The sequence below is a fragment of the Streptococcus sp. CF8-6 genome, from assembly GCF_024295845.1.
Classification (GTDB): domain Bacteria; phylum Bacillota; class Bacilli; order Lactobacillales; family Streptococcaceae; genus Streptococcus; species Streptococcus oralis_BO.
The window spans coordinates 432,312-455,526 of the sequence record NZ_JANCOF010000001.1 but is presented as its reverse complement, the minus strand read 5'-3'; the positions used below and the strand labels follow the sequence as shown (position 1 = coordinate 455,526).

General features: G+C 42.1%; 23 protein-coding genes, 1 tRNA gene, 1 other RNA gene and 2 pseudogenes. 8 read left to right on the top strand and 19 right to left on the bottom strand.

The features are described from left to right. Nucleotides 1-46: 46 nt before the first annotated feature. The 3 genes and pseudogenes from NML69_RS02175 to NML69_RS02165 all read right to left on the bottom strand — a co-directional run bounded on the left by NML69_RS02175 (nt 47) and on the right by NML69_RS02165 (nt 3,644). A pseudogene (locus NML69_RS02175) lies at nt 47-1,999 on the bottom strand (fructose-specific PTS transporter subunit EIIC). Continuing rightward, entirely contained in the window at nt 1,996-2,907 is a 912-nt protein-coding gene (gene pfkB, locus NML69_RS02170) for a 1-phosphofructokinase (protein ID WP_254725177.1), read from the bottom strand. The pseudogene NML69_RS02175 and the gene pfkB overlap by 4 nt, the downstream one beginning before the upstream one ends. Then, the gene (locus NML69_RS02165; RefSeq protein WP_002877167.1) at nt 2,904-3,644 is read right to left on the bottom strand and encodes a DeoR/GlpR family DNA-binding transcription regulator; all 741 of its coding nucleotides are present in this window, start codon (nt 3,642-3,644) and stop codon (nt 2,904-2,906) included. Before NML69_RS02165 ends, pfkB begins: the two co-directional genes overlap by 4 nt. Before the next feature lie 161 nt (nt 3,645-3,805). Here NML69_RS02165 and NML69_RS02160 point away from each other — a divergent pair. Further along, nucleotides 3,806-3,893: transfer RNA gene (locus NML69_RS02160), tRNA-Ser, on the top strand. Between the two features lie 220 nt (nt 3,894-4,113). Here the strand turns inward: NML69_RS02160 and ssrA are convergent. From ssrA to NML69_RS02140, 4 genes are all read right to left on the bottom strand, one after another. After that, nucleotides 4,114-4,461: a transfer-messenger RNA gene (ssrA, locus tag NML69_RS02155) on the bottom strand. Nucleotides 4,462-4,521: 60 nt separating this feature from the next. After that, nucleotides 4,522-5,157, bottom strand: coding sequence for an SGNH/GDSL hydrolase family protein (locus NML69_RS02150; protein ID WP_254725176.1), 636 nt, complete (start codon nt 5,155-5,157; stop codon nt 4,522-4,524). A gap of 1 nt (nt 5,158) precedes the next feature. Next, nucleotides 5,159-5,986, bottom strand: coding sequence for an HAD family hydrolase (locus tag NML69_RS02145; protein ID WP_254725175.1), 828 nt, complete (start codon nt 5,984-5,986; stop codon nt 5,159-5,161). 23 nt (nt 5,987-6,009) lie between these two features. Next, nucleotides 6,010-7,329 (bottom strand): CapA family protein, encoded by a 1,320-nt coding sequence (locus tag NML69_RS02140; protein WP_254725174.1) that lies wholly within the window; start codon nt 7,327-7,329, stop codon nt 6,010-6,012. Between the two features lie 155 nt (nt 7,330-7,484). On the opposite strand from NML69_RS02140, the gene def reads away from it, so the two are divergent. Together def and rlmB are read left to right on the top strand one after the other, a co-directional pair. After that, nucleotides 7,485-8,096: a peptide deformylase gene (def, locus tag NML69_RS02135; protein ID WP_254725173.1), complete on the top strand. Its 612-nt coding sequence runs from the start codon at nt 7,485-7,487 to the stop codon at nt 8,094-8,096. Between the two features lie 44 nt (nt 8,097-8,140). Next, nucleotides 8,141-8,869 (top strand): 23S rRNA (guanosine(2251)-2'-O)-methyltransferase RlmB, encoded by a 729-nt coding sequence (gene rlmB, locus NML69_RS02130; protein WP_000855742.1) that lies wholly within the window; start codon nt 8,141-8,143, stop codon nt 8,867-8,869. A 38-nt stretch (nt 8,870-8,907) separates the two neighbouring features. Here the strand turns inward: rlmB and trxB are convergent, their stop codons facing one another. From trxB to NML69_RS02095, 7 genes and pseudogenes are all read right to left on the bottom strand, one after another. Further along, on the bottom strand, nt 8,908-9,819 hold the full coding sequence (gene trxB / locus NML69_RS02125; RefSeq protein WP_254725172.1) for a thioredoxin-disulfide reductase: 912 nt from the start codon (nt 9,817-9,819) through the stop codon (nt 8,908-8,910). 65 nt (nt 9,820-9,884) lie between these two features. Next, nucleotides 9,885-10,109: a DUF4059 family protein gene (locus tag NML69_RS02120; RefSeq protein WP_000924294.1), complete on the bottom strand. Its 225-nt coding sequence runs from the start codon at nt 10,107-10,109 to the stop codon at nt 9,885-9,887. Nucleotides 10,110-10,186: 77 nt separating this feature from the next. Continuing rightward, the gene (locus tag NML69_RS02115; protein WP_125397927.1) at nt 10,187-10,930 is read right to left on the bottom strand and encodes an amino acid ABC transporter ATP-binding protein; all 744 of its coding nucleotides are present in this window, start codon (nt 10,928-10,930) and stop codon (nt 10,187-10,189) included. Next, entirely contained in the window at nt 10,930-11,730 is an 801-nt protein-coding gene (locus NML69_RS02110) for an amino acid ABC transporter permease (RefSeq protein ID WP_000219166.1), read from the bottom strand. The genes NML69_RS02115 and NML69_RS02110 overlap by 1 nt, the downstream gene beginning before the upstream one ends. Nucleotides 11,731-11,886: 156 nt before the next feature. Next, nucleotides 11,887-12,243: an arsenate reductase family protein gene (locus tag NML69_RS02105; RefSeq protein WP_049520741.1), complete on the bottom strand. Its 357-nt coding sequence runs from the start codon at nt 12,241-12,243 to the stop codon at nt 11,887-11,889. Nucleotides 12,244-12,255: 12 nt separating this feature from the next. Further along, nucleotides 12,256-12,771 carry a methylated-DNA--[protein]-cysteine S-methyltransferase gene (locus NML69_RS02100; protein ID WP_223327463.1) on the bottom strand — a complete coding sequence of 172 codons (516 nt, stop codon included), beginning with the start codon at nt 12,769-12,771 and terminating at the stop codon, nt 12,256-12,258. Continuing rightward, nucleotides 12,768-13,264, bottom strand: a pseudogene (locus tag NML69_RS02095) (N-acetyltransferase family protein). Before NML69_RS02095 ends, NML69_RS02100 begins: the two are co-directional and overlap by 4 nt. 134 nt (nt 13,265-13,398) lie before the next feature. On the opposite strand from NML69_RS02095, the gene NML69_RS02090 reads away from it, so the two are divergent. After that, a complete protein-coding gene (locus NML69_RS02090; protein ID WP_254725171.1) occupies nt 13,399-13,845 on the top strand; it encodes a DUF1836 domain-containing protein in 447 nt (148 codons plus the stop codon). Then, entirely contained in the window at nt 13,842-14,489 is a 648-nt protein-coding gene (locus NML69_RS02085; protein ID WP_254725170.1) for a hemolysin III family protein, read from the top strand. Before NML69_RS02090 ends, NML69_RS02085 begins: the two co-directional genes overlap by 4 nt. A gap of 19 nt (nt 14,490-14,508) precedes the next feature. Here NML69_RS02085 and pdxT read toward each other — a convergent pair whose 3' ends face one another. The 3 genes from pdxT to nox form a co-directional block, all read right to left on the bottom strand. Continuing rightward, nucleotides 14,509-15,090: a pyridoxal 5'-phosphate synthase glutaminase subunit PdxT gene (pdxT, locus tag NML69_RS02080; RefSeq protein WP_254725169.1), complete on the bottom strand. Its 582-nt coding sequence runs from the start codon at nt 15,088-15,090 to the stop codon at nt 14,509-14,511. After that, nucleotides 15,091-15,966, bottom strand: a complete 876-nt coding sequence (gene pdxS, locus NML69_RS02075; RefSeq protein ID WP_000138520.1) for a pyridoxal 5'-phosphate synthase lyase subunit PdxS — start codon at nt 15,964-15,966, stop codon at nt 15,091-15,093. Nucleotides 15,967-16,231: 265 nt separating this feature from the next. Then, nucleotides 16,232-17,611 carry a H2O-forming NADH oxidase gene (gene nox, locus NML69_RS02070; RefSeq protein WP_000036761.1) on the bottom strand — a complete coding sequence of 460 codons (1,380 nt, stop codon included), beginning with the start codon at nt 17,609-17,611 and terminating at the stop codon, nt 16,232-16,234. A 307-nt stretch (nt 17,612-17,918) separates the two neighbouring features. Here nox and NML69_RS02065 point away from each other — a divergent pair, with 307 nt between their 5' ends. Genes NML69_RS02065 through NML69_RS02055 form a run of 3 tightly spaced genes read left to right on the top strand, consistent with a single transcriptional unit; the run spans nt 17,919 to nt 20,725 of the window. Continuing rightward, nucleotides 17,919-18,848, top strand: a complete 930-nt coding sequence (locus NML69_RS02065) for an FAD:protein FMN transferase (RefSeq protein WP_254725322.1) — start codon at nt 17,919-17,921, stop codon at nt 18,846-18,848. A gap of 18 nt (nt 18,849-18,866) precedes the next feature. After that, a complete protein-coding gene (locus NML69_RS02060; protein WP_254725168.1) occupies nt 18,867-19,472 on the top strand; it encodes an NADPH-dependent FMN reductase in 606 nt (201 codons plus the stop codon). 17 nt (nt 19,473-19,489) lie between these two features. Next, on the top strand, nt 19,490-20,725 hold the full coding sequence (locus NML69_RS02055) for an NAD(P)H-dependent oxidoreductase (RefSeq protein WP_254725167.1): 1,236 nt from the start codon (nt 19,490-19,492) through the stop codon (nt 20,723-20,725). Nucleotides 20,726-20,809: 84 nt separating this feature from the next. On the opposite strand, the gene NML69_RS02050 is transcribed toward NML69_RS02055, so the two are convergent. Both NML69_RS02050 and glyS read right to left on the bottom strand, forming a co-directional pair. After that, complete coding sequence (locus NML69_RS02050; protein WP_000371292.1) at nt 20,810-21,067, bottom strand: DUF896 family protein; 258 nt, start codon at nt 21,065-21,067, stop codon at nt 20,810-20,812. Nucleotides 21,068-21,108: 41 nt separating this feature from the next. Further along, nucleotides 21,109-23,145: a glycine--tRNA ligase subunit beta gene (glyS, locus tag NML69_RS02045; RefSeq protein WP_254725166.1), complete on the bottom strand. Its 2,037-nt coding sequence runs from the start codon at nt 23,143-23,145 to the stop codon at nt 21,109-21,111. Nucleotides 23,146-23,215 lie beyond the last annotated feature (70 nt).

Below are 23,215 nucleotides of genomic sequence, written 5' to 3'. Positions count from 1 at the left end.
AAAAAGATTGCACCAAATGGTAACAATCTTTCTATTCTAATCCTTTTTATGCTTGTGGTTTGCGTAAGTAACCATAAACCACACCACTTACGATTGCTCCAACCAAGACAAAGGCAAGGTAAAGAAGGGCATTTGAAGTGAGGGCGATGACGAAGATTCCTCCGTGTGGTGCCATGAGTTTGATACCAGCAAGACCAACGAGTCCGCCTGCTACTGCTGAACCAAGGATGAAGCTTGGAATCGCACGAGCTGGGTCAGCGGCACCAAATGGAATTGCTCCCTCAGTGATAAATGACAAGCCCATGATGATGTTTGTCAAACCAGAGTTGCGTTCTTCTTTGGTAAATTTATCTTTGAAAAGAAGGGTTGCGACAAAGATTGCAAGTGGTGGAACCATTCCTCCAGCCATAACTGCTGCCATGGCTACAGAACCACCTGAAGAAACAGTCGCTGCAAGCGTACCTGTACCAAAGACATAAGCAGCTTTGTTGACTGGTCCACCCATGTCAACAGCCATCATGCCTCCAAGAACGATACCAAGAAGGACAGCTGAACCTCCTCCAAGACCGCCTAGGAAGTCATTCATAGCAGTGTTGATTGCTGCCATCGGGATGTTAACAGCCAACATGACAAATCCTGTCAAGACTGTTCCAAGAAGTGGCAAGAGAAGGATTGATTTAGCACCTTCAAGTGAACGAGGAACTTTTACGTATTTCTTGATAGCAAGAACCAAGGCACCTGCGATAAATCCACCAACAAGGGCACCTAGGAAACCAGATGAGACACCTGCAAGAGTTGAAGTTGCTTCACCACCTGCGGCATAAGGAATTTTACCAAAGGCAAAACCTTCTTTAGCAATAGCACCAGCCACGAAACCAGCTACTAAACCTGGTTTTTCAGCGATAGAGTAGGCTACGTATCCTGCAAAAACTGGAAGCATCAAGCCAAAGGCTGCTCCACCAATTTTCATGAACATAGAAGCTAGTTCATGGTAGGATCCGAGATTGCCAAGACTATCCTGTGGCACACCAAAAGCTCCGTCGATTAAGAAGGCGAGGGCAATCATGATACCACCACCGATAACGAATGGCAACATTTGAGATACACCACTCATCAAGTGTTTGTAGAAAGCACCACCGATACTTTGTTTCTCATTAGATGCTGTTGCAGCTTTTGCTCCATTAGCAGCACGATAAACTTCAGCATCTCCTGAGAGAGCCAAGTTAATCAATTCTTCAGTCTTACGGATACCGTCTGCAACTGGACGGTTAACCAATGGTTTGCCATCGAAACGATCCATTTCAACGGCCTTATCTGCAGCGATGATAACAGCTTTAGCCTTGCGGATATCTTCTACAGTTAGTTGATTTCCAACACCGCTAGCTCCGTTTGTTTCAACCTTGATCCCAACACCCATTTCGGCAGCTACTTTTTGAAGAGCTTCTTAGGCCATGTATGTGTGGGCAATACCTGTTGTACAAGCTGTAACAGCTACGATAAAGTCACCAGAGTCATTAGCAGGTACTTGGACAGGCTCCTCAACTTTTTCTGAAGCTTGGTCAAAGAGTTCGATAACTTGATCTGCAGATGTTACTTGACGAAGTTTGTCAGCGAAACCATCTTTCATCAAGTATTGAGACAATTCTGCCAAGGCTGCTAAGTGAGTATCATTGGCACCTTCTGGAGCTGCAATCATGAAGAAGAGGTCTGTTGGTTGCCCATCCAAGCTTTCGTAGTCAACACCCTTGTTTGACTTAGCAAAGAGAACCGTTGCTTCTTTGACAGCAGAATTTTTGCTGTGAGGCATAGCAATTCCGTCCCCCAAACCAGTGGAAGTGAGAGCTTCACGCGCTAAAATTCCTTCCTTAAAGGTTTCAAAATCCGTCACGTAACCGTGATCTACCAGACTTTTAATCATTTCTTCGATGACAGCTGTTTTTTCAGTTGCCTGTAAATCCAGCAACATGACATCTTTTCTCAATAGGTCTTGAATTTTCATCGTTTTTCTACCTCAACTTTTTCATATGTTTCTTTAATAAATTCCGCTGTTGCCAAGTCATCCGAGAAGGTCGTTGCTGTTCCACAAGCTACTCCCCATTTGAAGGCTTCTACTGCGTCTTTAGATTTTACAAATTCACCGGTAAATCCAGCGACCATAGAGTCACCAGCCCCGACTGAATTTTTGACTGTTCCCTTGATAGGTTTTGCGAAGTAAGCTCCCTCAGATGTGACAAGAAGTGCACCGTCCCCAGCCATGGAGATAATGACGTTTTGAGCTCCCTTGGCCAGTAACTGACGAGCATAGTTCTCGATTTCATCTAAACTTTCGAGTTTCACTCCAAAGATAGCTCCAAGCTCGTGATTGTTTGGTTTAACCAAAAGTGGTTGGTAGTCCAAACTATCAATCAAGGTCTGTCCTTCAAAGTCACAAACCACTTGGGCACCAGTCTTGCGTGTCAATGCAATCAAATCCTTATAGATAACATTGCCTAGGTTCTTAGCACTCGAACCCGCAAACACAACCGTATCTTCTGCTGTCAGACTTGAAAGAATGGCTTTTAACTCTTCAAGTTGTTCGGGCTCAACATTAGGACCAGTCCCATTGATTTCTGTTTCTTGGTCTGCTTTAATCTTGACATTGATACGAGTATCTTCAGCTACTTGGACAAAACGAGTTTCGATTTCTTCCTCTGTAAGGGTATCTGTGATAAATTTACCAGTAAAGCCTCCAATAAATCCGGTCGCTGTATTGGGAATACCCAAACGCTTCAAAACACGACTAACATTGATTCCTTTCCCACCAGCAAACTTATCATCACTGTCCATTCGATTGACACTGCCGACTTCTACTTTGTCTAAGCGAACGATATAGTCAATGGATGGATTGAGTGTGACTGTATAAATCATACTTCAATTACCTCCGTTTTCTCCTTAATAGCCTGTAAGAGCTCATGCCCTTGACTTGTGATAACGATAGCGCGTTTGAGTGGTGCTACCTTGGCAAAACAAGTTTGACCAATCTTTGACGAATCGACCAAGACGTAGGTCTGTTTGGCATTCTCTAAAATAGCCCGCTTAACAGCTCCCTCCTCCATATCAGGAGTCGTATAATAACCATCGTCAACACCATTCATCCCGATAAAGGCACGGTCAAAGTGCAATTGGTTAATCTGGTTAAGGGCAACGCCCCCGATACATGCATCTGTTGCCATCTTGACACTTCCTCCAACCATGACAGTTGGAATCTGCTTTTCAACCAACTGAACCGCATGGTGAATGGAGTTGGTCACAACTGTGATATTCTTATTAACCAATTCCTTGATTAAAAAAGCAGTTGTTGTGCCAGCATCGATAAAGATAACATCTTTCTCCTTAATAAGAGAGGCTGCTTTCTGAGCCAGTAGCTTCTTCTCTTGAAGGTTTTTGACAGATTTTTCTTGGATGGTTTCTTCTTCCTGCAAGGAGTGGGGTAATTCTGCTCCACCATGCACACGGCGAAGCTTGTTTTCTGCCTCCAACTCATCCAAATCTCTTCGTACTGTCGATTCTGATGTTTCTAATAGATTAACCAATTTTTCTAGGGAAACTACATGATGTTGATTTAACTCCTCTAAAATCAGTTGCTTCCGCTCAGTTTTTAACACCAAATCACCTCCTGTTATCGTTTACACTATTCATTCTAGCACAATTTCTATCAAAGTCAAGCATTTTTTATCATTTTCTTTCAAATTCTATCATTTTTCTTATTTCCAAAATTTTTATTGCAAGATAAGTGGCTTTATGGTAGACTATTTGAGTAAGTATTGGAAGATTACTCAAGAGGCTTAAGAGGCCGTGTTGGAAACGCGGTAGGCGTGTAACAGCGTGCGTGGGTTCGAATCCCATGTCTTCCGTAGAAAAACAAAAACTGCATTTCGGTGCAGTTTTTTTATCACAAGTATTTAAAAATCAAATAATACAAACACTATATGATTTCATAAAACAAAAGGATATAGATTTCTAGGATACGACAAAAATGTTGTATCCTTTTTTAGCAAAAGAATACCAAGGAATACAAAAGGCAAAAACAAAAAACGTTGATTTAACAACGTTTTTCCAAGTTTAGCGAAAGAATAATGGAGCCGGTGGGAGTCGAACCCACGTCCAAACACCTGCCAACATATTTGTCTACAACCATAGGTTATGTATTGTTTTAACAGTCCCTCGACACATAACTCAAGCCTAGGAACTGCGAGTCTATTAATCTCTTATCAAACCACTAGACAAGGCTTGATCGTATCTCGCTAATCATAAGACCTGTCATTGAACACGAGCAATCCAAATCAGGTCACGCCTGCTGGTTTTTAGGCAGCTAAAGCGTAAGAAGTGTTATTTTTTGCAGTTATATTTAACTGAGCGTTTACGTCGCCACACGGGTTGCAAAATATGCCTCATAATGCCTGTCGAATCCGTAACGACCCCAAAAGACGATAGAACCATTATAACCTATCTTCATGAAAAATGCAAAATCAAGCCACCTCTTTAGAAAAGAACCCCTTTTAAGGCTTCCGATAAGACTTGATAACCGGCTACACTTAGATGGAGGCCATCTGTTGTATAGTCTTTTTTGAGTTGTCCTTCTGAATCTGTCAAACTATCATAAATCGACACAAAATCTACCTGCATATAGGCGGATGCTAGAGCCTCATAGGCTTGATTCCATTCTCTAATCTTTTCATTGGTTCGGATATAAACAGTCTGCTTGTATTCTTCTCCCTCATTGACTGGCAAAATGGAAAGGAGCTTTATTTGTGACAGCGGATATTCTCGGGCAATCGATTGGATTACACGCTCGAGATTATCCAAAGCATCATTCATGGGAATATCTTTTCCAATATCATTTGTCCCAATTAAGAGAACAATTTGATCGACAGCATCACCATAAAGATGGGCATCCAAATTCTCTAATAAAAGTCCCGTCTGGTAGCCTCGGATACCACGATTAACAATCGTCTTGGCAGTTCCCAACAACTCTTGAAGAGGGTAATACTCCACTATCGAATCACCAATAAAGATGATATCTGGCTCTAGAACAGATACTTGATTCAATTCACGATACTTGGTTTGAATCTTTGCCTGCTCCTTTAAGAGCCAATTCTCTAATAACTGTACTGCCATCCTATCCCTCTTTCTCTAACCAATTCTCTAGAACTTGATACACACCCGCCTGGCTGTTGGCTGGTGCCAGGGCAGTCGCAACTGCCTTGACATTATCATCTGCATTTTCCATGGCATAGGCAATACCAGCCAGCTCTAACATTTCGATATCGTTTTCGCTATCACCAAAAGCCATGATTTGTTCCGATTTCAAATTCCAGCGCTTGAGTAATTCTTCCAATCCCCATGCCTTGTGAATACCAGTTTGGAGGATGTCAATACACCCATAACCGCTAGAAACGGCTCTTATATGACCATTAAAGAGGTCATTGATTTCCTGCAAAACAGAACTAGAGCGTTCTTCACCAACAACCATACTCATCTTTAACACTCCACCGAAGAGGTCAGCTTGCAAGTCTTCCACAAAATTCATTCGTTGATAAAATTTTTCAATCATCTCTGGTGTCATAAATTTTTCTAGGTCTGTAAAAACAGTCCCTTTCTTGACAAAACCACCCTTCATACCTGTTACGACAAACTGATCTCGGCACTCTCTCCCTTTAAAATGAACTAAAGCCGTGTCAACCATAGCATCATCCCAGGTCTGCGCTTGAATCAGTTTATTGTTTTCAAAAATACGCGCCCCATTGGCAACGACCAGAACTACTCTACTCGCCAAGTGTTCTAGTAATTGCCTCATACGGTGAACTTCATTCCCCGTCGCAATGACAAAACGGATATCCCTTTGATCCAGCTGATCTAAAATCTTTTCCAAGCGGGGTAGATCTAGCTGCCCTCTCGGGTCTAGCAAGGTTCCATCCATGTCTGTTGCAATTAATTTAATCGTCATCATATCTCCTTTAGAGTGAGCGTCTACCACTTCAACCCTACATGTTCATTCATTTCTTTATAGGCCGTGTCAATTCGTTCCTTGGTCGCCTCGTCCAACTTGTCACGGTGACTGCCTCCCTCGATGAAGTCCTCTAGGATATAGGTCTGATAGAGGAAGAGCGGATAGCCTTCTGGAGAGTAAGTCCCTTTGGGTGTTCGATTGACCCATGTCGGATGTGCCTTTGCCGTTTCAATCCTAGTCTTGCCATCTTTTTTCTTAATGGTTACATCCATGAGAACACCGCGCTCCGTCCACTTGGCATTTTCCTCATCTTGCATGGTTTCAATGCGTTGATTTGAGAGGAAATTCCCCATGGAGTAGATGATCAGTTTTTTGTCACCATCTTTTTCAACTGTTTCAGCAGGTTCAACGACGTGAGGGTGCCCTCCAAAGATAATATCGGCTCCCCAGTCAATCATCTTATGGTACAGTGTTTTCTGTTCTTCCGTTGGTTCTAGCTGGTACTCAATTCCCATCTGAGGCATAATAACAGTAATATCTGCTTCCTTCTCAGCACGCTCGATTTCTGCCTTCATCTTATCTTCATTCAGATCAGAAAGATAGCGATTATAGTCCTCTTGAGAGATATACTGCTCAATGCCATTAAAACCGTAGGAATAGGCCAGGAGAGCTACCTTGATACCATTGACTTCCTTGATGACTATAGGTGCTTGGTCTCGGGATTCATGTGTGTAGACTCCGATGGGTGTCATTCCAGCCTTTTCAATAGCTTGAGCTGTTGAAACTACTCCCTCAATTTGAGAATCCAAAATATGATTATGAGCCAAATCTAGAACTTGGTAACCTGCATCCTTGATCGCATCCATGACTTCTCCTGGTGCATTAAAGAGAGGATAACCTGCCAAGTAGTGGTCCTTGTTCACTGTTCCTTCAAAGTCACCAATTACCAAATCCGCTTGCTTGAGCCAGGGTTTTACATACTCAAAATTTTCATGGAAATCATAGGTTCCATCTTCTTTAAGAGCTGTTCGGTAGATAGGGATATGGTAGAGAAGGTCGCCATTTGCCATGATACGCGCCGTCGTTTCGCCAGACTGATTTTCCTTGGATGGACCAGATGTACTAGCAGAATCAAGAGTTTGACTACTAGGACTTGTTGCCTTGTTGCCTTGTACTGCTCGAACTAATAAGTTTACCCCCATGGATAAGGAAACTGCAAGCAATAACACAATAATAAACTGGGCATTGGTCCAGGATTTATAATTCCGAAAGAAATCCACACTAGTTCTCCACACCCCATAAAGAGTTCCCTGAGACCATCTATCTTGTCGCTTTTCCATCTTTATTCCCCCTTGCCTTTTGGTGCAAGTCTTTTCTTTTATTATACCACAGACAAAAGAGGAATACCGTTTATTATATTATTTTTTAGGAACTTCTGCGACTTTCTTTCTCGCCTATTTTGTGTTATCATGTAGAGGTAATGAAAGGAGAGAAAATGTCTGCTATAGAACGTATTACAAAAGCTGCTCACTTAATTGATATGAACGATATTATCCGCGAGGGGAATCCAACTCTACGCGCAGTTGCTGAGGAGGTTACTTTTCCACTGTCTGACCAGGAAATCATCCTTGGTGAAAAGATGATGCAATTCCTCAAACATTCCCAAGATCCTGTTATGGCTGAAAAGATGGGGCTCCGCGGTGGTGTTGGATTGGCTGCTCCCCAACTCGATATCTCAAAACGCGTTATTGCTGTTTTAGTGCCCAATATTGTGGAAGAAGGTGAAACTCCACAGGAAGCCTACGACCTGCAAGCTGTTATGTACAATCCAAAAATCGTCTCTCACTCTGTTCAAGATGCTGCTCTTGGCGAAGGAGAGGGTTGCCTATCTGTTGACCGTAACGTGCCAGGCTATGTTGTTCGTCATGCTCGTGTCACTGTTGATTATTTTGACAAGGACGGCGAAAAACACCGTATCAAGCTCAAAGGCTACAACTCTATCGTTATCCAACACGAAATTGATCATCTAAACGGAATCATGTTTTACGATCGTATCAATGAAAAAGACCCATTTGCTGTCAAAGATGGACTCCTCATCCTCGAATAAAGAAAATCCCGTTGCAAGACGGGGTTTTGTGTTATAATAGAGGCATGAAAACAAATGATATTGTCTATGGCGTCCACGCCGTTACCGAAGCCCTCCTTGCAAACACTGGAAATAAACTCTACCTCCAAGAAGATCTAAGGGGTAAGAATGTTGAAAAAGTCAAGGAACTGGCTACAGAAAAGAAGGTATCCATTTCTTGGACTTCAAAAAAATCCCTGTCTGAGATGACCGAAGGCGCTGTTCACCAAGGTTTTGTTCTACGAGTGTCCGAATTTGCCTATAGCGAGCTGGATCACATCCTTGCAAAAACACGCCAAGAAGAAAATCCACTTCTGTTGATTCTGGATGGTCTAACTGACCCTCACAACTTAGGCTCTATCTTAAGGACTGCTGATGCGACCAATGTTTCAGGTGTCATCATTCCCAAGCACCGTGCTGTCGGTGTAACTCCTGTCGTTGCCAAAACAGCCACAGGTGCTATTGAACACGTACCGATTGCGCGAGTGACCAACCTCAGTCAAACCCTAGACAAACTCAAGGATGAGGGATTCTGGACCTTTGGAACGGATATGAACGGTACTCCTTGCCACAAGTGGAATACAAAAGGGAAAATTGCCCTCATCATCGGAAATGAAGGAAAAGGCATCTCCAGCAACATCAAAAAACAGGTTGATGAAATGATTACTATTCCAATGAATGGACATGTTCAAAGCCTTAATGCCAGTGTCGCTGCAGCCATTCTCATGTACGAAGTTTTCCGAAATCGACTATAATAAAAAGTTTCCAATCACTTGATTGGAAACTTTTTTGCTTAACTATGTTCTGTAATAAATTTATAGGCTTCTTGACCCGCGATAGCCCCATCTCCAACTGCTGTTGTTACTTGGCGAAGATCTTTTTGGCGAACATCCCCAACCGCAAATATACCATCAACGCTAGTTTTCATATGATTGTCTGTTAGGATCCAGCCTGCCTGGTCTTGAATATTCAAATCTTTAGCAAAATCACTAACAGGGTCCAAACCGACATAAATAAAGACACCTCCGAAGGCTTGCTCTGTTACTTGACCTGTTTTCACATTTTCAAATACGACAGATTCTACTCGATTTTCACCTTTAATTTCCTTAACTACAGAGTCCCAGATAAAGTTGACTTTTTCATTTGCAAAGGCACGGTCTTGCAAAACCTTTTGGGCACGAAGTTCATCGCGACGGTGAACAATAGTGACAGTCTTGGCAAAGCGTGTCAAGAAGAGGGCTTCTTCTACCGCTGAATCTCCACCACCGACTACGAGCAAGTCTTGGTCACGGAAGAAAGCTCCATCACAGACTGCACAATAAGAAACACCGCGACTGTTCAGTTCTTCTTCTCCGGGAACTCCTAAGAGACGGTGTTTTGACCCAGTTGCCACGATGACAGTACGTGTTTCGTAAACTTGATCATCAGTGATTACCTTCTTAAAGTCACCCTGATCTTCAATATTTTCAACATAGCCATAAAGATGCTCCACTCCAAGGTTTTCAAGTGGTTCAAACATCTTTTCAGCCAATTCAGGTCCACTGATGTTGGCATAACCTGGATAGTTTTCAATGTCAGATGTGTTATTCATTTGCCCTCCTGGCAGACCACCTTCAATCAAAGCCACTTTCAGATTGCTGCGAGCAGCATATAAGGCAGCGGTCATTCCCGCAGGTCCAGCACCGACAATAATCGTATCGTACATTTCGATTCCTTCTTTCTTGTTGTAACTATCTTTATTCTAACTCATTCTTGCTAGTCACGCAAGGATTATGCCTTGAAAACCAAGAGTAAACTCATGACGGCAAAGGATAACACCGGAACGACCAAAACACCAATCATAATCATATCATAGAGATGAGCTTGGCGAGCTTTGGCTGTCTTGTCCACACCAGACATGGCTCTCAATCCAATCCAAATCCCCAGAAAAATCACGACAAGGATGGTCGTTAAGATCAAACTCTCGAAATACAAAGAAAATAGATGCAGTAGCATGATCTCTCTCGTTTCTATCTTTTTTAAAGAGTAAACTCAGCTAGTCCAACTAACTGAGTTTTCCTTTTTCTATTATATCAAATATAAGTCCGTTTGTAACTAGCGAAGAATTCTTTTGTTCGTTCTTCTTTCGGATGATTGATGATTTCATCCGGTGTGCCAGACTCGATGATTTTCCCTTTATCTAGGAATAAAACCTTGTCAGCTACTTGGGCTACAAAAGACATATCGTGACTGACCAAAATCATGGTCTGACCTGACTTGGCAGCATCTGCAATAGACTTTTCTACTTCACCGACCAATTCTGGGTCGAGGGCTGAAGTGGGTTCGTCCAAGAGCAAGACATCTGGTTTCATAGCAAGCGCACGCGCAAGGGCAACCCGTTGCTTTTGTCCACCTGATAAGTGGCGAGGATAATGGTTTTCACGGTCAGAAAGACCAACCTTGGCCAACTCTTCCTTAGCGATTTTTGTTGCTTCCTCGTCCGATAATTTTTTAACGACAATCAAACCTTCCTTGACATTGTCAAGAGCAGTTCGGCGTTCAAACAAATTAAACTGTTGGAAAACCATAGACAACTTGCGACGAAGGGTTAGGATTTCTTCTTGGCTAATCTGAGAAAAATCAACTTTAAAATTGTCAATCTGAATCGTTCCACTATCTGGAGTTTCAAGATAGTTTAAACTTCGAAGAAAGGTTGATTTCCCAGCTCCAGATGAACCAATCAAAGCCACTACCTCACCTTTTTGGATATCCAAGTTCAGATGATTCAAGACTGTCTGTCCTGAAAAGGATTTGCTTAAATTCGAAATCTTAATCATTAACGAAGGTCTCCTTTCACATCTGTAGACACTGTATCCGGTGCTGAGATAGCCATTTTTCTCTCGATGAAACGGCCGAGGCTTTCAATTCCGATATTGACCACCCAATAAACAAGGGCTACGGAGATGAAACGTTCAAAATAGCGATAATCAGCTCCACCTAAAATCTGAGCTTGGGCAAAGACCTCCACAACACCTGCGCTAAAGGCTAGAGAAGTTCCCTTGGTCAAACCGATAAGGGAGTTAATCAAAGTCGGTGTCGCAACTACCGCCGCATTTGGAATAATCACGCGACGATAAACTTGCGCTCGCGTCATACCCAAACTGCGTGCCGCCTCAATTTCACCTGGATTAACAGAAAGGATGGCCGCACGAATCGTTTCACTTGCATAGGCCGCCTCATTAAAAGCAAAGGCCACAATCGCAAAAAGTGCCGCTGGAATCGCATTGATATTGAGACCAGTTCCCCATTGTTGGTTGATAGCTTTCAGTGCTAAAGGAATTCCGTAGTAGGTCAACATAAGTTGAACTAGGATTGGGGTACCTTTTAAGAAGCTGACGAAAAAGGCCTGCAAGGGATATAAAATCTTAACACGATTGATCTTAACAATGGCAAAAATTAGGGCAAGTAGCAAACCAAAGAGTGCACCTCCAAGCGTCAACATCAAGGTTGTAGGCAATTGTTGGACAATCCTTGGAATTCCATCAAAGACCGAACGCAAACTAAAGAGCTTACCATCCGGAATGAGTTGCATCAAACTTTGGTACCAATCTGATGCTAAAAATGTTGTAACAGTCATAAAAACATCCTCTCCTGATAATGATTCATTCTATCATACTTCTGCTCGCAAGCAAATTATTTGCTACGGGCTGCTCAGACTTTGTCTATCTTCTAGTTTATCACACTTTAAAACAGGGAGGCTATATATTTTACCTATCAAGGAGATAAATAAAAACTATCTCAAACCTAAGTCCTCATAGGTTTTTCTATAGCCAATTTGTTTAACAGCACCATTCTCCACCAAAATTGGACGTTTCAATAACATACCATCACTCGCTAGAAGCTTGGCTGCTTCTTGTTTTGACAAACTTCCCACCTTATCTTTTAGGCCCAGTTCGCGGTATTTGATCCCGCTGGTATTGAAAAATTGTTTCACTTCAAAACCGGAAGTTTCCAACCAGTTCAAAATCACGTCTTCACTTGGTGTTTCTTCTACGATGTGGACATCTTGGTATTCCAGTCCAAGTTTATCCAATTCATTTTTTGCTTTCTTACAAGTTGAACATTTTGGGTATTCGATAAATTCTAACATCTTCTTTTCTTTCTATTCTTTATTTTCTTGAAATGCTGCACCTTCATGTTGCAAGAGCCAGGCTTTCTTTTCGACTCCAGATGCATAGCCTGTCAGACGATTGCCTGATCCCAGCACACGATGGCAGGGTACGAGTATGGACCAAGGATTACGCCCCACTGCTCCGCCAATCGCTTGAGCAGAAGCCACTTGCAGATCTTGAGCTATTTGTCCGTACGTCACTGTTTGACCATAAGGAATGGCTTGTAAGTAAGTCCAGACTCGCTTTTCAAAATCTGTTCCAATAGGAGCCAAAGGTAAGTCAGATAGATCCTGAACACTGCCTTCGAAATAGGTATCTAAATAGGAAATAACCTGGTCTAGGACGGGATGTTTCTTAACTACTTCTATACTATCTCCAGCGATTCCCCTCTCAAAATGAGTTTGGTCCTGTACCCAAATTCCATACAGATATTGCTCGTCAGCAACTAAGGATAAGGTTCCAATCGGCGACGGGTAGAGCATTTTTGCGTACTTTTTCTGCTTCATTTTTTTAATTTCTGATAGGCCAAACGTTCCCCATCAACTGGAACCCCTTACCAACCTGTTGGAAGCCTAGCTTTTCAAAGATATGCTGCATGGCCTTGTTTTGTGCATGCGTATCTGAACGAAAATCTAGATAATCAAAACCTTCAATCAAGCCTTCTAGGAAAGTCTGAGCAACACCTTGTCCTTGGACATCTGCTGCCACAGCGATACGGTGAAAGACCAGATATTCTGATTCTCCCCCCTGCCAACTCCCTTCATAAATGGCTTCATAGGCTTCCTCTGGGCTCTTGGTCACAGCAGCATAAGCTAGCAGTTCTCCTTCTTCCAAGGCCACATAAGCTTGACCTGAGATGATATCATCGATAATGATGTCGGCATTTGGATAGCCATTTTGCCACTGGTCACTACCAGACTCAGCTAAGCACTTTTTGGCATCCTCCATCACCTGCATAATCGCATCTACTTCGTTTGGAAAAGCTAAACGAATCTCCATCTTTTCCCCTCATTTCTAACTATTTTCTCTCATCATAGCATAATTTAAAGCTTTCTACAAGCAGTTGAAACTTGACTTTTGTTTTTTATTATTTTATAATCTAGTTATCAAAACTAGATAAAAAGGAGTTGGAAATGAATTCTAACTTTTCCTACCCAAAATGGGAAGACATTCCAAACATTGACCTCTATCTGGACCAAGTTTTACTTTATGTCAATCAAGTCTGTGCCCCTATCTCTCCAGATAAGGACAAGGGACTAACAGCATCCATGGTCAATAACTATGTCAAACATGGTTACCTGACAAAGCCAGACAAGAAAAAATACCAACGCAAACAGATTGCACGTTTGATTGCCATCACCACTCTCAAGTCTGTCTTTTCAATCCAAGAAATCGCTCAGACACTGAATACTCTACAAAGTCAAGCCAGTTCAGACCAGCTCTACGATGCTTTTGTGGACTACATGAACCATGGGATTGATCCAGATAATCCTATTATCCAAACCAGCTGTCAAACGGTTAAACTCTATCATCAAACTCTAGACTTAATCCTTATCAAAGAAGAGGAGAAAATCCAATGAATACCAGTCTAAAGCTCAGTAAAAAACTCAGTTTTGGAGAGGAAATTGCTAATAGTGTGACCCATGCTGTGGGTGCCGTTATCATGCTCATCTTGCTCCCTATTTCATCCACCTATAGTTATGAAGCACACGGGTTTTTATCATCCTTTGGTGTTTCAATCTTTGTTATCAGTCTCTTTCTCATGTTCCTCTCGTCAACCATTTACCACTCTATGGCCTATGGTTCGACCCACAAATACGTCTTGCGAATCATCGACCATTCTATGATTTATGTGGCTATCGCAGGCTCTTATACGCCGGTCGTATTGACTTTGATGAACAACTGGTTTGGCTATCTGATCATTGCCATTCAGTGGGGAACGACCATCTTTGGCATCCTCTATAAAATCTTTGCTAAAAAGGTCAATGAGAAATTCAGCCTTGCTCTTTATTTGATCATGGGCTGGTTGGTTCTGGCTATCATTCCTGTCATTATCAGTCAAACAACGCCAATTTTCTGGAGTCTCATGGTAACTGGCGGACTCTGTTATACAGTTGGAGCTGGATTTTACGCTAAGAAAAAACCTTATTTTCACATGATTTGGCATCTCTTTATCCTAGCAGCATCTGCACTTCAATATATCGCGATTGTTTATTACATGTAAAAAAGTTGAGAATCTTTTCTCAACTTTTTTCTTTACACATATTGATAAAATACTGGTGCAAGCGAGCATCATCTGTTAACTCAGGATGAAAAGAGGTCACCAGCATATTCTTTTCTTGAGCTGCAACGATTTGATCATCAACTGTTGCTAGAATTTCTACACCCTCTCCAACACTACTGATAATCGGACCACGGATAAAGGTCATGGGAATCTTGCCAACTCCCTTACATTCTGCTTCTGTATAAAAACTTCCTAGTTGGCGTCCATAAGCATTACGCTCTACTACTATATCCATAGTCGCTAGATGACTTTCTTCCTGAGAAGTAATTTTCTTAGCCAGCAAGATTAAGCCCGCACAAGTTCCAAAGACTGGTAAGCCAGAAAGAATGGCTTCTCGGATGGGAATCAGCATAACTTGGTCACGCAAGAGTTTGCCCATGGTTGTAGACTCACCGCCAGGCAATATCAAACCCGCCAAGTCACTCTGATGTTTCTGAAAATCATCTAAATTCCTGATTTCGACACTAGCGACTCCTAGTTTATCTAGCACTTTTGCATGCTCTGCAAAAGCACCTTGCAAGGCTAATATTCCGATTTTCATCTATTTTCCTCGCTCTGCCATGAGAATTTGAATTTCATTCTCATTAATACCAACCATGGCTTCCCCTAGGTCTTCAGAGATTTGAGCCAGAATTTGAGGATTTTGGTAGTTGGTTACGGCTTTGACAATAGCACTTGCTCGTTTAACAGGATCTCCTGACTTGAAAATACCTGAACCGACAAAGACGCCCTCTGCCCCCAATTGCATCATCAGCGCAGCATCTGCTGGTGTTGCCACACCTCCAGCTGCGAAGTTAACAACTGGCAACTTCCCATGTTCATGAACGTATTGGACCAATTCTACAGGAACTTGCAAGTCCTTGGCAGCAACATAAAGTTCATCCTCGCGAAGATTTTGAATACGGCGGATTTCTTGATTCATCATGCGCATATGTCGAACGGCTTGAACGATGTCTCCTGTCCCCGGTTCTCCTTTTGTCCGAATCATGGAAGCTCCCTCAGCGATACGACGCAAGGCTTCACCCAAATCCTTAGCTCCACAGACAAAAGGAACTTGGAATTCCTTCTTATCTACATGGAAACGATCGTCTGCTGGAGACAGCACTTCACTCTCATCGATATAGTCAATCTCAATAGCCTCTAAAATCTGAGCTTCAACAAAATGCCCAATTCTGACCTTGGCCATCACTGGAATGCTGACCGCTTCTTGGATTTCCTTAATCATCTTTGGATCGCTCATACGGGAAACCCCACCAGCTGCACGAATATCAGCTGGAATCCGTTCCAAGGCCATAACAGCTGCCGCACCAGCAGCCTCTGCGATACGAGCCTGTTCAGGGTTTTGAACGTCCATGATAACCCCACCTTTGAGCATCTGTGCTAAGTTTTTATTTAGTTCATAACGATTTTCAGTCATTTCTTAATCCTCATCATTTGTATTGGTAGCTACCATTTCATTTTAAGCCAGATTAGAATGAAGTACAAGATAAAAAAAGGATAATTGTATGGGTACAGATTGATACTCAATGAAAATCAAAGAGCAAACTAGGAAGCTAGCCGCAGGTTGCTCAAAGCACAGCTTTGAGGTTGCAGATAAAGCTGACGTGGTTTGAAGAGATTTTCGAAGAGTATAACTAAAAAGCTATCTGACCTTAACTTAAGGCCAGATAGCTCGTCAATTTTTATTTTTCAGCTGTAAGTGCAGCCATTGTAATGTAGTTGTATGGTTTGTTGAAATGTGGCAAGAAGAATAGGTCTGTCAAGGCCAATTTATCAATGGTTACATGCTCTTGGATAGCAAGCGAGAACATGTGGATTCCCATACTGATAGCAGCATCATGTGAAACCATTTGTGCACCAAGGATTTCGCGACTGTCTTTGTCAAAGACAATCTTGATGGCAACTTCGTGGTTGTCATGTTTGATAAATTCTGGTTTTTGAAGATCGTTAAAGCCAGTTTCAGTTGCGTTATAGCCTGCAGCTTTGGCTTTTTCAAGAGTCAAACCAGTCGAAACCATGTGAAGACCGTAGATAGAGATACCGTTTGATCCTTGAACTCCGATTCCTTCTAATTCATGTCCACAAGCGTTATAAGCACCAACGATACCAGTACGAACAGCATTAGATGCAAGAGCGATGTAGCTTGTATCTTTACGAGCATTGTCATAAACAGTGGCACAGTCACCAACAGCGTATACACCTGGGATAGATGTTTCTTGTTTCTTATCTACAAGGAAGGCACCGTTACGGAAGAGTTCAATCTTACCGTCAGCAAGAGCTGTGTTTGGACGGAAACCAACAGCAAGAACCACCATATCTACATCAAATGTTTCTTTGTCTGTTACCAAGCGTTCAACTTTTCCATCACCTTGAATTGCTTTGACTGTTTGACCAAGAGCCAAGCGGATGTTGTGGTCTTCCAAGTTCTTTGCCATCATTTGAGTGAAGTCTTTGTCATAGTAGCCGTTCAAGACAGTGTCTACGATATCGACAAGCACTACTTCTTTTCCAAGACGCTCGAAAGCTTCGGCAAGTTCTACACCGATGTAACCACCACCAACAACGGCAATGCGCTCAAGGTGTTTGCTCTTGTCTTCAAGTTTTTCAATAACTTCTTCAGCGTTTTGGTACAATTTAACAAATTGTACATTTTCAAGAGTCGCTTTGAATTCGCGGTTGCCCTTAACGATTTCAACACCTTCGATTGGAGGCAAGATTGGAGTTGAACCGGTTGCAAAGATCAATTTATCATAAGACTCTTTGTGCTCTTTACCTTCAACTTCTGCAGTCACAACTTTGTTATCGTAGTCAATTGAAAGAACTGGTGAGTTCATGTAAACTTTAGCACCTTTTGCTTCCAATTTTTCTTTATCAGAGTAGAAGAGACCTTCTGGGCCATCAATTTGTTCCCCGATCCAAAGCGCCATTCCACAACCAAGGAATGAAATATTTGAGTTTTGATCAAATACTACGATTTCGTTCTCATGTCCGAAGTTGTCCAACATCGTATTAATACAAGCTGTACCAGCGTGGTTAGCACCAACTACAACGATTTTACTCATAGAAAAATTCCTACCTTTAATTTTTGATTTACCTTCCTAGTATATCATTTACTGTTAGCGTTTACAAGGCATTTGCTCAGAATTCTCTTTTTTTCAGAAAAAAATACACTTAACATTGATAAATCTAATTTTTCTATCGTTTTCATATTAATTCTGAGCATATTTCTTGACTTTTTGTCAAAATTTATTTGTGAAAACGCTGACTTTATGATATGCTAGATACATGGAAAGAAAATGTAAGGGGTTTAATTTTTCTTTAACGACCTTATATTGAATGATTTCCTATAAAGAGAAAGGAGCTGGTAGCTTGCCTCTTCATTCACGTTCTGAACGGCTAATGGGAACAACTATCACGATTTCATTAGTAGATGAACAGGCTGATTGCCTACTTCAAGGAGCCTTTGATTTACTCAAGGAGCTCGAATACCGCTTCAACGCCAATAGTCAAGAATCCGAACTGATGGAAATCAACTACCAGGCTGGAATCGCACCTGTTAAGGTTCATCCTGACCTGTTTGAACTGATTGCTCTTGGACTGGAGCATAGCCTAGCTCCGTCTAGCCATCTAAATATCAGTATTGGTCCCTTGATTCAAACCTGGCGAATCGGATTTGCAGATGCACGGCTTCCAGACTCTAAAGAAATCGAAGCTGTCTTGCCTCTAGTTGACCCGCATTTTATCAAGTTGGATCCGACTAGCTCTACTGTCTTTTTAGAGAAGAAAGGAATGAAGCTTGATTTAGGTTGTTTAGCTAAGGGCTATAGTGCAGATAAGGTTGCCCAGTATTTGAAAGAACACGGTGTCACCTCTGCCTTGATCAATCTCGGAGGAAATATCCTCACCATCGGGAATAACCAAGCCAAAGAAGGGAATGCCTGGCAGATTGGGATTCAAGATCCGCGAAATCCTCGTGGCAACCATCTCCTAACCATTCCTGCTTCTAACAAATCCGTTGTCACTTCAGGTATCTATGAACGCCACCTGACAGTAGATGGAAAAGACTATCATCATATCTTTGATAGTGAGACAGGATTTCCTGTCGAAACCGATCTCGCTAGCCTAACGATTGTCTCTGATAAATCCGTAGATGGTGAGATATGGACAACACGCCTTTTCGGAGAACGAAGCGCTTCTATCCTCTGGCAAGTCGAAAGTATAGATGGGATTGAAGCCATCCTCATCGACAAAGAGGGACGCCTTGCATGTTCTTCAGGCCTTCAAAATTGTATTATGTAAAAAGAGAAAGGAAATCTCATGCTAAAACTTATTGCTATTGTTGGAACGAACTCTAAGCGTTCTACAAACCGCCAATTGCTCCAATACATGCAAAAACACTTTGCGGATAAAGCTGAAATTGAACTCGTTGAAATCAAGGATATCCCTGTTTTCAACAAACCAGCAGATAAGCAACTTCCAGCTGAAATTCTTGAAATTGCAGCTAAAATTGAAGAAGCTGATGGTGTGATTATCGGTACTCCTGAGTACGACCACTCTATCCCTGCAGTTTTGATGAGCGCTCTTGCTTGGCTATCTTACGGTATCTACCCACTTTTGAACAAACCAATCATGATCACTGGTGCTTCTTACGGTACACTTGGTTCATCTCGTGCCCAATTGCAACTTCGTCAAATCTTGAACGCTCCTGAAATCAAGGCAAATGTTCTTCCAGATGAATTCTTGCTCTCACACTCTCTTCAAGCATTTAACCCAAATGGTGACTTGGTTGACCTTGATGTCATCAAGAAATTGGATGCCATCTTTGATGACTTCCGTATCTTCGTGAAAATTACTGAAAAATTGCGCAATGCACAAGAATTGCTTCGCAAAGATGCAGAAGAATTTGACTGGGAAAATTTGTAAGATAGGAGACCGAAAGAATGAAATTTGTTGGACTTGTTGGATCAAACTACGATCAATCATATAACCGCAAACTCTTGGAATTTATCCGTCGCAATTTCAAATTCAAATTTGAATTAGAAGTTCTTGAAATCGACGAAGTTCCAATGTTTAACCAAGACGAAAAATGGGACGAAAGCTTCCAATTGCGTTTCTTGTATAACAAGATTACACGTGCTGATGGTGTCATTATCGCCACTCCTGAGCACAACCACACTATCTCAGCTTCTCTCAAATCTGTACTTGAATGGCTTTCATACGAAGTTCATCCATTTGAAAACAAGCCTGTTATGATTGTGGGTGCATCATACTATGACCAAGGAACATCACGTGCCCAAGTTCACCTTCGTAAAATCCTTGACGCTCCAGGTGTCAATGCCTACACGCTTCCAGGTAACGAATTCCTTCTTGGTAAAGCTAAGGAAGCTTTTGATAACAACGGAAATATCACCAATGAAGGAACTGTTAAATTTCTTGAAACTTGCTTAGATAACTTTGTAAAATACGTAGGAGTCGTTTCGAAATTGAAAAAACCAAAACCAATCGAACCAGAAGACTTGGATTGTGGAAAACCAATTGCAACAACCATTACAGAAGTTGATCCTGACGATCCAGAATGGGTAGAAAAAGTTGCAGCAATCACTGGAGCTGTTTCTGGTGATACCTATGTCAAATTGGACCACGGTATCCTGACAGTTAACCAAATCGATATGTTCTTGAAAGCTATGCCATTTGAATTGACATACGCTGACGACAACAACCAATTCCTCTACTACAACAACGCTCACCAAGATCCAGATACCATGTTTGCTAAACGTGTACCACCTCAATCAGGTAACCGTATGTCTACTGTTCACAATTCTCTTCCACCAGCACGTATGAAGAATGTAGAGTGGGTTATCGGAACACTTCGTAACGGAAACCAAGAATACGTCCGCACGATCGTTCCAGGTTCTCCTGCAGGTGTTATCAACACTCACAACTACCAAGCAATGTACTATCCTGATGGATCATACGCTGGTATCAATGAAATCGTCTTTAACTTCCAACCATGGCTTGACTGGTACCTAAAAGAAACGGGTCAACGTTTGGTGGGTCCATTTGCTCCTGCTGCTGGAGGTCATGGAGACGCCGATGCAACTTCTGGCGCTTCTGATTCAGGTGACGCTGGAGGCCACGGTGGAGACGCAGACGCTACTTCTGGTGCAAGCAACTAAGAAACCAAAAAGGAGCCATTTGGCTCCTTCTTTTTTATTGAAAAAGAAAAGGGGCTTGTAAATTATCTACAACCCCCTTTCGTTTTATGAGTTAGGATCATCTAAACTACGGCCGTGTAAACCTTTTTCACGTTGTACCTGACGTAGTTTTTCTGGTGTGACGTCATTTCCTTCCTCGTCCACAATTTTTATTCCCTCGACGTGGTGACGAACAGAACGACGATAGCCTTCGATGTACTCCTCACGAAGTTTAGCTTGTTCCACTTTTTCAGCAGAAGTTAAGCCTTCTGTTTTTTTCTTTTTAGCAAGCTCATTGATACGAGCGATTTTTTTCGGGTCCATTTCTTCTCCTTTGTGATAAGATACAGTCCGTTTGACTGAGTTTATTTAGTATTGATTTGGTTAAAACGAGCGAGCTTAGCTGCTTTCTTGGTTAATTGTGACAAGATAGCCAAACGATTTTGTCGGACAGCCTGGTCTTCAGCCATTACCATGGTATTTTCAAAGAAAGCATCAATTACTGGGCTAAGCGCAAAGAGCTGTTCTAATTGCTGACTTGCAGTTCCTGACAAAACGAGTGATTCTACTGCTTCCGCCAAGGCTTTCTCTTCTTCATTCTCAAAGAGAGCAGGATCGACCGTGTCAGAACCTTCTGCCTTCTCAGCCAAGTTGAAAGCACGTGAGAGGGATTCGACAGACGATTTGAAATCTTCTTTCTTGCTTGCTTCTACGAGAGCACTTGCTACTTCTAGCATATCTGCCACAACAAAGTTCGAACTTGCAAGAACTGCTTCCTTGATATCTTTTGGAGTAGAACCCATCATCTTATCAACACGGGCCTTGATAAAGTCCATAACCTCAGCTTTATTTTCATAAGTCAAGCTGTCAAATTTCAAACTGTAAAGGCTATCAATCAACTCATCCATAGCAATGTGCCAACCAAAAGCATCCAAGATACGAACTACACCTTGCGTCGCACGACGAAGGGCATAAGGGTCATTAGAACCTGATGGAATCAAGCCTACTGAGAAGAAACTCAAAATCGTATCCAATTTGTCTGCAATGGCTAGAATGGCTCCAACCTTGCTCTCTGGAAGTTCTCCGTCAGCAGATGTCGGCATGTAGTGTTCACGAATGGCTGCTGCAACTGCTGGAGTTTCCCCAGCAAGGAGGGCATATTTCTCACCCATAATCCCTTGAAGTTCATCAAACTCACCAACCATCCCCGTCAACAAGTCAAACTTGTAAATAGCTGCTGCACGAGCAAGGTCAACTGTTTCATCCACTGACAAGCCAGCTTTTTCTGCCAAGAGAATGGCAATCTGCCCCGTACGAATCATGTGTTCACGAAGAGAACCAATCTTTTCGTGGAAGGTGACGTTGTTTAATTTTTCAACAAGGTCTGATATAACCAATTTTTGGTCTTCACTCCAGAAGAATTCTCCGTCTTCCAAACGAGCAACTAAGACTTTTTCATTACCCTTGATGACATTTTCCAAATACTCTGCATTTCCGTTACGGACAGAAATAAAGTTCGGTAAGAGTTTTCCATCTTGATCACGAACAACGAAGTAACGTTGGTGTTCTTTCATTGAAGTCACCAAAACTTCTTCTGGAACTTCAAGGTATTTGGCATCAAAACTTCCCATGAAGGCAGTTGGGTATTCAACCAAGTTCAAGACTTCATTCAGCAAGTCGCCATCAATTTCGATACGTACACCATGTTTTGCCTCGATTTCTTTGATTTGGTCAACAATCATTTGCTCACGTTCACGAGGATCTGCGATTACAAACTGTGCGCGAAGGTCTTCTTCGTAGCTCAATGCTGACTGAATCTTGGTTTCTTGTCCCAAGAAACGATGACCACGACTGACACGCGCCCCCTTGATATCAAGGAAGTCCAAGTCAAATTCTTCTTCATCTAAAAGAACAGTTAAAGTGTGAACAGGGCGGATGTATTCAAAGGTATTGTTAGCCCAGTGCATGCTGACAGGGAAAGTTAGGGATTTTAAGACATCTACAACACCAGGAACAATGGTTTCAACTGCTTGACCAATTTCTTCCTTGGTAACATAGACATATTCTTCACCCTTGATTTCACGGAATTCAATATCTTCAACCGTCAAGCCTTTCCCACGGACAAATCCTTGAGCTGCTTTGGTGAAGTTTCCATCACTATCCAAGGCAATTTTCTTTGCTGGTCCCTTGAAATCTTCTGTCAAATCAGACTGCTTGTCTGCAAGCCCAGTCACACGAACAGCCAAACGACGTGGTGTTGAGAAGGTTTGAATGGCTTCAAAAGACAGGCGGTTTTCCTTGAGGAAGGCTGCCATTTTTTCACCTAGTTGTTTTTCACTTGGAGTTACTACGTAGGCTGGTAACTCTTCAAGACCGAGTTCTACTAATAAGTTTTTTGTCATGTTTTTTCTCCGAAAAGTATCTTTTTATTTTCCAGTTTGCCTTATGTGATTGGCACGCAAGCAACCAACT